Origin of the sequence: Streptomyces sp. LUP47B (assembly GCF_001746295.1) — a bacterium.
Taxonomy (GTDB): domain Bacteria; phylum Actinomycetota; class Actinomycetes; order Streptomycetales; family Streptomycetaceae; genus Streptomyces.
This window is the reverse complement of sequence record NZ_MJAH01000001.1, coordinates 656,397-668,948: the sequence shown is the minus strand read 5'-3', so window position 1 is coordinate 668,948 and position 12,552 is coordinate 656,397. Positions and strand designations below refer to the sequence as shown.

Sequence of the window (12,552 nt, the reverse complement as noted above, 5' to 3'; positions counted from 1 at the left end):
ACCCAGGAGCACACGATGAGCGGCGCCAAGCCGATGAAGGACCCCCTCGACCTGATCGACCTCGCCTCCGTCCTCACGGACGAGGAGCGTGAGATCCAGACGACCGTCGCCAAGTTCCTCGCCGACCGGGTGCGCCCGCACCTCGGGGAATGGTTCGAGAACGCTCACTTCGCCCGCGAACTTGCCCCCGAACTCGGCAAGTTGGGCGTGCTCGGCATGCACCTCGACGGGTACGGCTGTGCCGGCACCAACGCCGTCAGCTACGGACTGGCCTGTCTGGAACTGGAGGCCGCCGACTCCGGCTTCCGCAGCTTCGTCTCCGTACAGGGCTCGCTGTCGATGTTCTCCATCTGGAAATGGGGCTCGGAGGAGCAGAAGCAGGAATGGCTGCCCCGCCTCGCCGCCGGTGAGGCGATCGGCTGCTTCGGACTGACCGAGCCCGACTTCGGCAGCAATCCCTCGGACATGCGGACCAAGGCCGTCCGCGACGGCGACGACTGGATCCTCAACGGCTCCAAGATGTGGATCACCAACGGCGGCATCGCCGACGTGGCCACGGTCTGGGCGCAGACCGAGGACGGCATCCGGGGGTTCGTGGTGCCCAGAGGAACGCCGGGCTTCAGCACGCAGAACATCAAGCACAAGATGTCGTTGCGTGCCTCCATAACCTCCGAGCTGTACTTCGACAACGTGCGTCTGCCGGACTCCACCCGCCTGCCGCTCGCCCAGGGCTTGCGCGGCCCACTGGCCTGCCTGAACGAAGCCCGCTTCGGCATCCTGTTCGGCGCTGTCGGCGCTGCCCGTGACTCCCTCCAAGCCGCGCTGGAGTACGCCGACGCGCGCGTCCAGTTCGGCAAGCCGATCAGCGCCTTCCAGCTCACCCAGAAGAAGCTCGCCGACATGAGCGTCTCCCTGGGCGGCGCCGCACTGCTCGCCGTGCACCTGGGCCGACTGAAGGACCAGGGCCGCATCCGCCCTGAGCAGATCAGCGTCGGCAAGCTCAACAACGTCCGCGAGGCCCTCGCCATCGCCCGCGAATGCCGTACCGTCCTGGGCGCCAACGGCATCTCCCTGGAGTACTCGCCCCTCCGCCACGCCAACAACCTGGAATCAGTGCTCACTTACGAGGGCACCAGCGAAATCCACACCCTGGTCATCGGCCAAGCTCTGACCGGCCAGGCGGCCTACCGCTGACCGGCCCCACGCCCCGGTTCCGGACACGGCGAGCGGCTTTCCCGCGCTCGGAACGGGACCTCTTCCTGTCCGGAGGACGAGTTGGAGGATGTGCTGCGGTCCGCGGACCCTGGGTCACGTACGCGCCGCGCGGGAGGACACAGCTCTCGGCATCGGGCTGACCGCAGCACAGAGCACCCGTCGATCCCGGCGAGGGCTCTCGCTCCGCCAGCTCGTGTCCTGGTCAACAGCCGCCTGTCCACGCCCATATGGTGATCAGCGGGAGCAGACCGATCGCGGCGAGGAAACCGGCCGTGGGCGTCAACGCCTGCCATGACCTGGTCGTGGGTATCCGGCGCAGCCGATTGATGCGTTCGGGGATCCTGCCGTCGGCGGTCCGCCGCACGGCCGGCGTGCCCGTCGCCGCGGCCAGGACGCGCGGGGCTTCCGACCGCGAAATCGGATCGGCAGTGCCGTGACATGCAGCCATCCGCGGCGACGGCGGGCCGGGCCAGTCCGAACAACGGCACGTGCGGGAGGCCCGCGCCAGAGACGTCGTCACGGCCGTCAACAGGTGGTGACAGCCCAGCAGGTGGGCCCGTCCCTGCTCGACCACGGCGGCCCCCTCGCTCGGCGTGACCCGACTGAGCGCACCCGAGGTGATCACCACCCGGCCGCCCGCGTGGGTACGCCGTACGCGGCAGGAGCCGCGTGTTGGGCGGCCCGGCATTCCGTGGCGCCTCCCTACACCGTTGCCGCCAGGCAGGCGTTCGCGACGAGCCGGCTCAGGGCGGGGCAGGAGAGGGGCTCGACGCAGCACCTCAGCACGGCACTGCCCGCCGAAGGCCGGAGCGCACGCTGTGCCCTCATGAGTACGGCGGCGACCGCGGCGGGCACGCCGCCCGGGACGTGCCTTCACGGGGCAGGTACTGCTTGGGGCTCGTGCGTGGCCGCATCAGGGCGACGCCGCCCGACGGCAAATCCACCTGGATGTCCTCAACTCCACTGCGGCGTTGGCCATCGGTGGTGGACGATGATACCCCCTGGGGGTAACGTGTCCGTGGGGCGGGAGTGTTTCCAGTTCACTCTGAATCCACTAACGTCCTTAGTGGCATGGTGCTTCAGGTGCCAGTCCTGGGTCGCACCTCCAGGGCCCGAACGAACCAGCCGGTCGCGCACCATGAGCGGTATGACGCCGAAGAAGGAGATCGGGCGGGATGGACGCATGGCAGCCGATGCTGGTCCTTCTCGGTGTGGTCGGGGCCGGTCTGGTCGCCGTGTACGGGCTGGGGCTTTGGCTGGCGGCAGCGCGAACCCCCCTCGAAACAGGTCCTTTCGCCGGAGGCCTCAAGCCGGGCGAGCACGCCGTGTCCCGGTTCCATGTGCGCTGGTACGCGGTCACCATGATTTTTCTGGCCTTCGACATGGAGATGCTGTTCATGTACCCGTGGGTGAAGGTCGTCTCGGAGGTGGGGACCACGGCCGTGGTGGAGATGTTCCTCTTCCTGGGCATCCTGTTCGCGGCGGTGGCCTACGCCTGGCGTGAGGGAGCCCTGAGGTGGACCTGAGGGGCCTACTGCGGCGCGCCGCGATGCAGCGCCCGGCGGTGCTGGCGGTCACGCTGCCCGGAGCGACGGATGTGCGGGTGGCCGTGGAAGCGGAGGTGCGTCGGCAGGGGTGGCCGGTGGCGGGCGCCCCTGCCGACGCCGACCTCCTGGTCGTCTGTGGCAGTTCGCAGCCCGGGGAGGCGGAGTGGCTGGAGGACATCAAGCGGTCGATGCCGGAACCGGCCGTGCGGATCGTTGTGCAGGAGGCGGGGCAGGTCGTACGCGCGCTCGACAAGGCGCGGAGGGATCTGACGGACAGGGCGGTGATGCCGGACGAGGCCGACGCAGGCGACCGGCAGGACGCCGTGCGGGGCGAGCCCGGTGGTGATGTACACGGTGGGGGCCACGGGCACGGTGACGATCATCGCGACGGCGCGCACCACGGCGGCTCGCCGCCCGGAGCCCCCGACGATCAGGGTCACCCCGACCACTCCATGGGCCACGCCCACGGCGACCATGCGGTTCATACGGGCCACGAGGGCCACGAAGGGCATGAGGGCCACGAACGGCATGAGAATCACCAACCCGACGACCATGCGGCGCACATGGACCACATGGACCACATGGATCACCAAGGCCATGCCGACCGCCATATGGACCGTATGGGTCACGACATGCACGCCATGGGTGAGGTAGCAGGACTGCCGATGGCCGAACGGGGCGACGACCGGGACGAGTTGAGGCTCGACCAGCTGCACGTGCCGATCGGCCCCGGGCTGGCCGACTGGCCAACGGGGCTTATTCTGCGCCTCACCCTGCAGGGAGACGTCGTGCAGGGGATCGAGGTGGACCACCTCTCCGTGCCGTCCGGTCATCGGCTGCCCTTCTGGGTTGACCCATGGCTGCGGGCCGCGCAGGGCGAGGAGGTCACCAGGGGGAGTGCGGCGCGTCGACGCTCTGCCGCGCATCTGGACAGTGCGGGACGGCTCCTGGCTGTCGTCGGCTGGGACGACGCCGCAGCGCGGTGCCGTCGGCTGCGGGACGAACTGCTGTCGGGGGCGTCGCGTGAGCGGATCAGCGGCGACCTGCGCGGAGCGCTGCGCAGGGTGGAGCGGTCGCGCACCCTGCGCTGGTCGATCACCGGGCTGGGGGAGTTGCCGTCATCCAGAGCGCGGGCCGCAGGAGTGACCGGGCCGGCGCTCGCTGCGGACGGGGACGCGTATGACCGGCTGCTGATGTGGCTGGGCGAGATCGGGCACGGCATCGAGGGGCTCGACGACGAACGGCCGTTGACGCCGGATGAACTCACCGGTCCGCGCGGACGGCTCGACGGAGCGCAGCCGCCGTCGCGGGCGCTGCTCGGCGTCCTTCCGGAGTTGCTGACCGGCGCCGAGTTCGCCTGCGCGCGGATCATTCTCGCCAGCCTGGATCCCGACATCGAGGAACTCACGCTCGCGCCCGTGTCCGGAGCGGCCCATGTCTGATGCCGCGCCCCTGTGGACGACCGTCGTCCTTCCCGTCGCCCTGGCCTTGGCGGCCGTGGTCACGGCCGGGTTCGACGCGGTGCTGTCCGGGTCGGCGGAGCGTGGTCCCGCCGGGAGCGTCCGGGAGGCTGGGCTGCGTGCCGTGGCCCCGTTACGAGAAGCCCTGCGGCTGCTCGTCCAGCAGCCGCGCCGTACGACGGCCGCGGACCGGCTGCTCGGAAGGCTGGGCGTGGTGCTGGTCCCGGTGGCCGCGGTGCTCGCCGGTGCCGTATTGCCGTGGGGCTTGCGGTCCGTGAGCGATCCATCGGTGGGGGTCGTGTGGTTCAACGCGATGGAGGCGCTGGCCTGGGCGGCGGTGTGGCTGGTCGGCTGGGGGCCGAACTCGGCGCTGTCGCTGATCGGTGGGTACCGGTTCCTCGCGCAAGGGCTGGCGTACGAGCTGCCCCACATGTTCGCGATCACCACCGCCGCTCTCGGTGCCGAGTCCCTGCGGGTCGGGGACGTGGTCGCGGCGCAGGACGGGCTGTGGTTCGTGGTGTGGATGCCGGTGGCGTTCCTCGTCTATCTGCTGAGCGCGCTCGCGATGGCGTTCTGGGGGCCGTTCGGGCATCCGCTGTCGCGCGACGCGGCCGGAGGTGCAGCCGCAGAACTGGCGGGCGTGGACCGGCTGGTGTTCCTCGGCGGACGGTGGCTGCTGCTGGTGGTGACCGCCGGCTTCAGCGTGCCGCTGTTCCTCGGCGGCGGGCACGGACCCCTGCTGCCGGGCTGGACGTGGACGCTGATCAAGACCGCAGGGGTGCTGGCGCTGCTGGTGGCCGCGCGCCGCGCCCTGCCGGTGCTGCGGATGGAGCGGTACATGGAGGTGGCATGGATGGTGCTGGTGCCGCTGACCCTGCTGCAGGCGCTGGTCGTGGCCGTTGTCGTCCTGAACCGATGAGGAGGTGATGGCCGTGCTTGACGACGTGATCTTCTGGGTGCTGGCCCTGCTGGCGGTGGCCGGTGGCGTCATGGTGTTCCGTTTCGACTCCATGGCCCGGGCGACGTACGCGCTGCTGACCTCGCTGCTGTGCGTGGGCGGTGAAGTGCTGCTGCTCGGGCTGGACTATCTCGGGGTCGTGATCGTGCTGATGATGACCATCGAGATGGCCATCATGGCCGTGTTCATGGTGATGTACATGATGAACCCGGCCGGACTCATGCCGATGACCATGGTCCACAACACGAAGGGCGCGGCTGTGATCTGCGGGGCGGTCTTCGCCGTGCTCGCCGCCGGGATCCTCCTCGCCCCGTGGCCGTCCCGCCGCGGCAGGCCGTCCCACGATCCCACCATGGACCTGGGCCTGTCGCTGATGGGCCCTCAGATGCTGACCATGATGACTCTGGGACTCACCCTGTTCGCCACCATCGTCGCCACCGTCGTCCTGGCCACCCGCCGGGGCCGCTACGACCGCTTCGGCGACCACCTGCGGTCGCGTACCGCCGACGACCCCGTGCGGGGAGGGATGGGCCGATGAGCCTGGAGCTCTTCCTTCTGCTCGCAGCGGCTCTGTTCAGCATCGGCCTGTTCGGCGCGCTCACCCAGCAGTCGATCGTGATGCTCATGATGGGACTCGAACTGATGCTGGGCGGCATCATCGTCGGCGCGGCGGCCGTCTGGCACTACATCGCCCCGGCCGCCGCCGACGGTCAGGTGCTGGTCGTCCTGGCGGTCACGGTCATGGCGGTGGAGATGGCCATCGGGTTCGCCGTGGTCACGGCGCTGTTCCGGGCTCGCGAGGTCGACATGACCGACATGGCGGCGGAGTTGAAGGAGTGAGCGCGCTGCTGTGGGCGCTTGTCGCGCTGCCGCTGACCGTGGGGACGCTGCTCGCGGTCGTCGGCCGCCCGGCGGACCGGTACGCCCCGGCGGTCGCGGTCGGTACGGCCGTCGCCGCGCTCGGCCTCGCCATCACGGTGGCCTTCGAGCATCCTCGGGTCGAGGCGCCGCTGCTCGAAGGGCTTCCCGCCGGCCTCGCGGTCGACGGGCTGTCGGGCCTCATGGCTGTGACCGTCACGGCGGTGACCACGGCGGTCCTCCTGTTCAGCGTCGCGGACATCGGACCGGCCGAGGCCCGCGCCCGCTTCTTCGGACTGATGCTGCTCTTCGCCGGCGCGATGCTGACGACGGTCACCGCGACCACACTGCCGGTCCTGCTGATGGCCTGGGAGGTCATGGGGGCCACTTCCTGGGCCCTGATCGGCTACTGGTGGCGCGACCCCGAGCGCGGCCATGCTGCCAACACGGCCTTCCTCACCACCCGCGCCGCCGACCTCGGCCTCTACCTCGCCGCCGGGGCGGCACTGGCGAGCGGGCAGGCCGGCTCCCTCGCCTTCGACGAGCTCCCGGACGCGACCGGCGCGTGGTCGGCGGTCATCACCGCCGGCGTCATCGCGGCCGCGTTCGGCAAGTCGGCCCAACTGCCCTTCAGTTTCTGGCTGTCCCGCGCCATGCAGGGTCCGAGCCCTGTCTCCGCCCTGCTGCACTCGGCGACCATGGTGGTGGCCGGCGCGTATCTGCTGCTGCGCCTGGAGCCGTTGCTCGCGCAGTCCGAGTGGGGCGGACCCGTCGTGGCGTGGACGGGTGCCGTGACGGCGGTCGTGCTCGGTCTGGTCGCCGTGGCGCAGACCGACCTCAAGCAGCTGCTCGCCGCCTCCACCTGTGCCCAGATCGGCTTCATGGTCCTCGCCGCCGGGACTGGTGCGGTCACCGGCGGAACTCTGCAGCTCATCGCCCATGCCGCGGCGAAGAGCCTGGCCTTCCTCGTCGCGGGTGCCTGGCTCACAGCCCTCGGTACCAAGGCGCTGCCCGCCCTGCGCGGTGCGGCCCGGCGGCATCGTACGGCCGGAATCACCTTCAGCGTCGCGGCCCTGACTCTGGCCGGCGTTCCGCCCTTGGCGCTGTGGGCGGCCAAGGACGTACTCCTCGCCGGCGCCCTCGAAGACAACATGGCGCTGTACGTCGTCGGGTTGGCCGGTGCCGTCATCTCCGCGATCTACAGCATCAAGGCTCTGTGGTTCGTCTGGCAGCCCAGTGCTGCGACGGACGACCGTACGGATCCGCTGCCGTACACCACCCGGCTGCCGCTGGTAACCCTGGCTGCCACCTGTGCCGCCCTGACCGTCACGTCCTTCCCACCCGTACGGGACGCCGTCGAGCGAGTGCTCGGCGGCGAGGCGCAAACGAGCCCGCACGTATGGGAGTTCGCCCTGTCCGGCGGGCTCGCGGTCGCCGTCTCGGCCGTGGTGTGGATCCGCGGCCCTCAACTCCTCACGGTCCCTGGCCGGATCACCGCCTGGGCGTCCGACTGGCTTCGCCTGGAGAACGCCGCCCACATGCTCCTCGTACGTCCGGTCCTACGCCTCGCCGACGCGCTCGCCGCCTTCGACGACCGGGTGCTGGACCGCACCGTCGAAGGCACCGCCCACGGCTCGGTACGACTGGCGCGGTGGACCAACATCCAGGTGGAGCGGCTCGTCGACGGCGCCGTGGAAGGTGTGGCGGGCGGCGCGCGGGCGCTCGGCCGTTGGGCCCGCAGGCCGCAGACCGGGCAACTGCACCAGTATCTCGCTCAGGCGGTCGCCGCCTTCACCGTCCTCGCCGTCGTCCTCGTCCTCGTGAGGTGACCGCCGTGCTCACGGCCATCGTCCTGCTCCCGACCGCCATGGCGGCCCTCCTGCTGTGCGTGCCCCGCAGCGCGCCCCGCGTCCTTTTCTCGTCGGCGTGGGCGGTGACCGCGGCCGCCGAGCTGGTGCTGACCGTGATCGTCTGGGCCGGATACCAGGCCGACGGCGGAATGCAGTACGAGACGCGGGCCCGCTGGATTCCCAGCGCGGGAATCAGTTACCACGTCGGCGTCGACGGACTGTCCCTGCCACTGGTGGCCGTCACCTGCGTCCTGTTCCTCGCCTGCGCGCTGTACGCATGGCGCGAGACCAAGCGGGTCAGGGAGTTCGCGGCGCTGTTCCTCTTTCTGCAGACCACATGCCTCGGCCTGTTCGTGGCCCTCGATCTCATCCTGTTCTTCGTCTTCTTCGACCTGTCCATCGTGGCGATGTACTTCATCATCGCCGGATGGGGACACCAGGGCGCCGCCCGCGCCGCGCTGAAGTTCTTCCTTTACACCTTCATCGGGTCCCTCGCCCTGCTGCTCGGCTTCATCGGCCTCTACCTGGCCGCCGACCCGCACACCTTCGACATCATCGACCTGACCCGGGCCAACCCGCTGGCCGGACGCTCCACTTACGCAGCCCTGGTCCTCCTCGCCATCGCCGTCGGACTGGCGGTCAAGACGCCGACCGTGCCCTTCCACACCTGGCTGCCGCCCGCCCACACCGACGCCCCGGCCGCAGGATCGGCGATCCTCGCCGGCGTGCTGCTGAAGATGGGCACATACGGCTTCCTGCGCATCACCCTGCCGATCCTGCCCGACGCCTGGCGCGACCACGCACTCGTCTTCGTCGTCGTCGGCGTGGTCTCCGTGCTGTACGGGGCACTGGTCGCCCTCGCCCAGACCGACTTCAAGCGGATGGTCGCCTACACATCCGTGAACCACATGGGCTACATCATCCTGGCGATCGGCGCGGCAGGAGCCGTCGGTACCGGCCAGGACGACGCCCGCCGCCTCGCCGTCACCGGCTCGGTCTTCCAGATGGTCAGCCACGGCCTGCTGACCGGCGCGCTGTTCCTTCTGTCCGGCGTGCTCTACGAGCGCGGGCGTACGTACGAGATGTGCGCGTACTCGGGCATCGCCGAGCGGGCGCCCGTCTTCGCCGCACTGACCGGCCTCGCCGCCTTCGCCTCGCTCGGGCTGCCGGGCTTCTCCGGCTTCATCGCCGAGTTCCAGATCCTCACCGGCAGCCTCGGGCCCGAGCCGGTCGCCACCGGCCTGGCCGTGCTCGGAATCCTGCTCACCGCGGGCCTGTTCCTGCGCGCCCTGCAACAGGTCTTCCTCGGGCCCCTGCGGCTGCCACCCGCCGCACCGGGGGCCGACCGCCCGTTCCCCGACATCCGCCTCCACGAAGGACTCGCGATCGTCCCCCTGCTGGCCCTGGGCGTCGTCCTCGGCCTCGCCCCCCGCTTCGTCCTCGACGTCATCGAACCGGCCTCCCGCGTCGTGCTGGAGCTGCTGGCGCGATGAACGAGATGACCGGCATGAACGAGAACCCCCTCGACCTCCTGCCCGAAGTGCTGCTGGCCGCCTCGGCCGTGCTCGGGCTGCTGCTCGGAACGTGGCTGCCGCGTCGCCGTCAGTGGCTGATCGGGGCGCTGGCAGGCGCAGCCTGCATCGGGGGCATCGTGGCTGCGGCCATCGCCGCGGCCGGCCCGGTGGAGACGGCCTTCGGCGCCTCCTTCGCCATCGATCCGCTCACGTCCACCAGCCGAATCGTCATCCTTGGCGGCACCCTGCTCGTCCTCGCGCTCGCCATGCCGCGCCTGTACGCCGATCCGCGCGAGACCGAGTTCTACGTCCTGCTCCAGCTCGCCACCACGGGCGCCCTAGTCCTGGCCGGAGCCCAGGACCTGCTGCTCCTCGCCGCCGGCTACCTGCTGGCCAGCGTGCCCGCGTACGCGCTCGCCGGCTTCCGCAAGGACGGCCCCGGCACCGAGGCGGCCCTGAAGTACTACGTCGTCGGCGCGCTCCTCGGCGTCCTGATGCTCGCCGGCATCACCGTCCTCCTCGCCGCCGGCCGGGCGACCGCATACCCCGTGCTGCGCACCGAACTCGCCGAGGCACCGGCCGGACTGGTGGCAGTCGGCACGCTCGCCCTGCTCGCCGGTGTCCTGTTCAAGGCCGGAGGCGTGCCCGGCCACTTCTGGGTGCCGGACGCCGTCCAGGGCAGCTCGGCGCCGGTCGCCGCCTTCCTCACCACCATCCCGAAGGTCGGCGCCCTGGCGGCCCTCTACCGGCTCGCCGCCGTGCCCCTCGCGGATGCCGACCTGCCCTGGTCCGACCTGGTGGCAGTGCTCTCGGTCGCCTCGATGACGCTGGGCAACCTGGCAGCCTTCTTCCAGCAGGACGTCAAACGGCTGCTCGCCTACTCCACCATCAGCCAGGTCGGCTACCTCCTGCTCCCGGTGGCCGTAGCCGGACGCACCGACCTCGACCAGGAGGCCCTGCTGTACTACCTGGCCGGGTACGCGCTGACCAACCTCGGGGCCTTCGCCGTGGTCTGCGCACTCCCCGAAGCACAGACCATCGACGACTACCGGGGTCTGGCACGAACACACCCGGCCCTGCTGGCCTCGCTCGTGGTCTGCCTGCTCGGCCTGGTGGGCACGCCCCCGACCGCGGTCTTCCTCGGCAAGCTGGAAGCCTTCAGCGCGGCCTTCGACGGCGGCTACGCCTGGCTGGCCGTCGTCGCAGCCGTCAACACCGTGGCCTCCCTCTTCTACTACCTGCGCTGGATCGCCCCGGCGTTCCTCGCGCGTGGACCCGCAGGTGACTTCGGTACGGCATCACGGACGGCCGCCGTGATCGCCTACGGGGCGGCCGCCGGAACCGTCGTCCTCGGAGTGCTCGGCGGGACCGTCCTGGACGTACTGGGCGGGCCGCTCGCGCCCTGACTCCCCAGGCCGTGTCGCCGACGGCAAGGCGATATGGCAGCGGTGCTGGCCGTCACCGATCGGCGCGTTGATTCTCGTGGCCATGGTCTACGACACGACTCGGCTCGTGACGCCTCAACCGCTACACCGCTGTCAAAAGGCCACGGCCAGCCGATCGACGTTCGAGATGCTGTGAGCGATTGAGCGGTGCCATGTCAGTGGCGGGTGGGGCGCGCCGGGTGGTCGTCGCGGCCGACGGACAATTGGGCCGGGTGGTACGGGACATACGCTGCGCCGTCCAGACCGAGCGCCGTGGCCGACCGCTGGAGCGCGGCCGGAGTCGCGACGTTGTCCCATCGGCCGGTGCTGACGCGGTGTTCGAGCGCGTGCAGGGCGGCCACGGTCTCGGCTGTGGTGAACGTGCAGTGGCCCTGTCGCTCGACGAACGCCTGCCGCAGCAACGCGCCGTCGCCGGAGGCGCGCACACGGGCAGCGAAGCGGTTCTCCTGCTCCACCGGAACCAGGTTGTCGCCGGTGGTGTGGATGTCGAGCAGGGGTACGTCGAGTCCTTGGCCGGCGGAGGAGGTCTGCTGCGCTCTGCGGACGGCAGCGGGATCGGCGGTGATGGTGGCGCCCTTGGTCAGTGCGCTCAGGTCGGCCCGCAGGTCGAGGCCGGCCGCCTGGTAGAGGGCGTGGACCTGGGGCGCGTGTGGGGAATTGGCGAACAGGCCGGCGTAGTCCACGCCTCGGTTCCAGGAGTTGTTGCCGCCGACGGACTGCTCCATGCCGTACCGGGGGATCTCGAGGAAGGTCAGGAGGCCCTGCGTGAACCAGTCGTACTGCTGTGCCTCCTGCCCCGCCCAGTCGGTCGCGGCGGGCCGGTCCTTTCCGGGCGACCAGCCGGGCAGGTTGAGGTAGGCGGCGGCCAGCGCGATCCGGGCCCGGCCCTGCGGTGTGGCCTGCGCGGCGGTGACCGCCTTGGTGAGCAGGGTGGCGGTGGCGACCGCCTCGTCGGCGGAGCCGAAGCGGACCAGCTTGACGTCCTGCTCCGGCAGGAGCAGCTGGGCGATGGTGTGTTCGGCGTCGAGCTGGTAGTTGTCCAGGTCGGTGCCGCCCGCGACCAGGCCGCACTGGTCGAGCGCGCCGTCGATGCGCCCGCCGCCGTCCCGGGCGATCTGCGCGTTGATGAGCCCGCCCATCGAATTGCCGATGGCCAGCGTGCGGCGTGGGGTGCCGATTTTCGTTGTGACGGCGTCGAGCGTGGCGAACTGGTCGCGTTCGGCGCTGTTCAGGGCCCACAACGAGCCGTTGGGGTCGTACGACGACCCGGCCATCGCGTAGCCCTCGGCGAGCAGTTCGGTGCGTACGGCGTCGGTGGGGGCGTCCTGGGCGGTGAGGGTGCCGAAGCCGTGGCTGAACAGCAGCAACGTGCCGTTCCAGTGGTCGGGTACGTCCGCGACCCAGGTGGCGTCGTCGGAGAGGGTGCCGGTGAGGTGGGTGGTGGCCGGCGTGTCCGCCTCGGCGGCCGACAACGGAACGGAGGCGAGGGCGACGGATGCCAACGCGGCCAGGGCGATACGCAGGCGGGTGCGGCCGACGCGAGGACGGATGCTTGCAGACATGGAACAGCTCCTTGAGAGCGGCTGCGGAAAGGGACACGGGCTGATACTCAGTGCACTGAACGAAGGTGCCGAGGAACGTGGGGCTTGTTTCTTGCAGCCCTCAAGAAAATGCACAACATTGATCGTCTGAGGGCAGGTTGGCC

At 70.4% G+C, this 12,552-nt stretch carries 12 protein-coding genes; 10 read left to right on the top strand and 2 right to left on the bottom strand.

Annotation, left to right across the window (positions count from 1 at the left end; all coding sequences use genetic code 11):
- Positions 1 to 15: 15 nt before the first annotated feature.
- From BFN33_RS02945 to BFN33_RS02940, 3 genes are all read left to right on the top strand, one after another.
- Positions 16 to 1,194 carry an acyl-CoA dehydrogenase family protein gene (locus BFN33_RS02945; RefSeq protein WP_069758231.1) on the top strand — a complete coding sequence of 393 codons (1,179 nt, stop codon included), beginning with the start codon at positions 16 to 18 and terminating at the stop codon, positions 1,192 to 1,194.
- A 293-nt stretch (positions 1,195 to 1,487) separates the two neighbouring features.
- The gene (locus BFN33_RS53000) at positions 1,488 to 1,652 is read left to right on the top strand and encodes a hypothetical protein (RefSeq protein WP_176742286.1); all 165 of its coding nucleotides are present in this window, start codon (positions 1,488 to 1,490) and stop codon (positions 1,650 to 1,652) included.
- A gap of 738 nt (positions 1,653 to 2,390) precedes the next feature.
- On the top strand, positions 2,391 to 2,741 hold the full coding sequence (locus tag BFN33_RS02940; RefSeq protein WP_069758230.1) for an NADH-quinone oxidoreductase subunit A: 351 nt from the start codon (positions 2,391 to 2,393) through the stop codon (positions 2,739 to 2,741).
- A gap of 5 nt (positions 2,742 to 2,746) precedes the next feature.
- Here the strand turns inward: BFN33_RS02940 and BFN33_RS55380 are convergent, their stop codons facing one another.
- A complete protein-coding gene (locus BFN33_RS55380; RefSeq protein ID WP_370743241.1) occupies positions 2,747 to 3,361 on the bottom strand; it encodes a hypothetical protein in 615 nt (204 codons plus the stop codon).
- 42 nt (positions 3,362 to 3,403) lie between these two features.
- Here BFN33_RS55380 and BFN33_RS55375 point away from each other — a divergent pair, with 42 nt between their 5' ends.
- Genes BFN33_RS55375 through BFN33_RS02905 form a run of 7 tightly spaced genes read left to right on the top strand, consistent with a single transcriptional unit; the run spans position 3,404 to position 10,808 of the window.
- Positions 3,404 to 4,204: a hypothetical protein gene (locus tag BFN33_RS55375; protein WP_370743240.1), complete on the top strand. Its 801-nt coding sequence runs from the start codon at positions 3,404 to 3,406 to the stop codon at positions 4,202 to 4,204.
- Positions 4,197 to 5,141, top strand: coding sequence for an NADH-quinone oxidoreductase subunit H (locus BFN33_RS02930; RefSeq protein WP_069758228.1), 945 nt, complete (start codon positions 4,197 to 4,199; stop codon positions 5,139 to 5,141). The genes BFN33_RS55375 and BFN33_RS02930 overlap by 8 nt, the downstream gene beginning before the upstream one ends.
- 7 nt (positions 5,142 to 5,148) lie before the next feature.
- Positions 5,149 to 5,718 carry an NADH-quinone oxidoreductase subunit J gene (locus BFN33_RS02925; RefSeq protein WP_370743239.1) on the top strand — a complete coding sequence of 190 codons (570 nt, stop codon included), beginning with the start codon at positions 5,149 to 5,151 and terminating at the stop codon, positions 5,716 to 5,718.
- Positions 5,715 to 6,020 (top strand): NADH-quinone oxidoreductase subunit NuoK, encoded by a 306-nt coding sequence (gene nuoK, locus BFN33_RS02920; protein ID WP_020275585.1) that lies wholly within the window; start codon positions 5,715 to 5,717, stop codon positions 6,018 to 6,020. The genes BFN33_RS02925 and nuoK overlap by 4 nt, the downstream gene beginning before the upstream one ends.
- Complete coding sequence (locus tag BFN33_RS02915; protein ID WP_069758227.1) at positions 6,017 to 7,867, top strand: NADH-quinone oxidoreductase subunit L; 1,851 nt, start codon at positions 6,017 to 6,019, stop codon at positions 7,865 to 7,867. Before nuoK ends, BFN33_RS02915 begins: the two co-directional genes overlap by 4 nt.
- A 5-nt stretch (positions 7,868 to 7,872) precedes the next feature.
- Positions 7,873 to 9,381 (top strand): NuoM family protein, encoded by a 1,509-nt coding sequence (locus tag BFN33_RS02910; protein ID WP_176742285.1) that lies wholly within the window; start codon positions 7,873 to 7,875, stop codon positions 9,379 to 9,381.
- A gap of 5 nt (positions 9,382 to 9,386) precedes the next feature.
- Positions 9,387 to 10,808 carry an NADH-quinone oxidoreductase subunit N gene (locus tag BFN33_RS02905; protein WP_069758922.1) on the top strand — a complete coding sequence of 474 codons (1,422 nt, stop codon included), beginning with the start codon at positions 9,387 to 9,389 and terminating at the stop codon, positions 10,806 to 10,808.
- 194 nt (positions 10,809 to 11,002) lie between these two features.
- Here the strand turns inward: BFN33_RS02905 and BFN33_RS02900 are convergent, their stop codons facing one another.
- Positions 11,003 to 12,409, bottom strand: a complete 1,407-nt coding sequence (locus BFN33_RS02900; protein ID WP_069758225.1) for a hypothetical protein — start codon at positions 12,407 to 12,409, stop codon at positions 11,003 to 11,005.
- Positions 12,410 to 12,552 lie beyond the last annotated feature (143 nt).

What these genes read in the sequence shown, in the direction of transcription:
- BFN33_RS02930 (WP_069758228.1), top strand. Translation starts at nt 4,197, where the DNA reads ATGTCTGATGCCGCGCCCCTGTGGACGACCGTCGTCCTTCCCGTCGCC.
- BFN33_RS02945 (WP_069758231.1), top strand. Translation starts at nt 16, where the DNA reads ATGAGCGGCGCCAAGCCGATGAAGGACCCCCTCGACCTGATCGACCTC.
- BFN33_RS55375 (WP_370743240.1), top strand. Translation starts at nt 3,404, where the DNA reads ATGGGTGAGGTAGCAGGACTGCCGATGGCCGAACGGGGCGACGACCGG.
- BFN33_RS55380 (WP_370743241.1), bottom strand. Translation starts at nt 3,361, where the DNA reads ATGGCCTTGGTGATCCATGTGGTCCATGTGGTCCATGTGCGCCGCATG.
- BFN33_RS02940 (WP_069758230.1), top strand. Translation starts at nt 2,391, where the DNA reads ATGGACGCATGGCAGCCGATGCTGGTCCTTCTCGGTGTGGTCGGGGCC.
- BFN33_RS02900 (WP_069758225.1), bottom strand. Translation starts at nt 12,409, where the DNA reads ATGTCTGCAAGCATCCGTCCTCGCGTCGGCCGCACCCGCCTGCGTATC.
- BFN33_RS02925 (WP_370743239.1), top strand. Translation starts at nt 5,149, where the DNA reads ATGGCCGTGCTTGACGACGTGATCTTCTGGGTGCTGGCCCTGCTGGCG.
- BFN33_RS02905 (WP_069758922.1), top strand. Translation starts at nt 9,387, where the DNA reads ATGACCGGCATGAACGAGAACCCCCTCGACCTCCTGCCCGAAGTGCTG.
- nuoK (WP_020275585.1), top strand. Translation starts at nt 5,715, where the DNA reads ATGAGCCTGGAGCTCTTCCTTCTGCTCGCAGCGGCTCTGTTCAGCATC.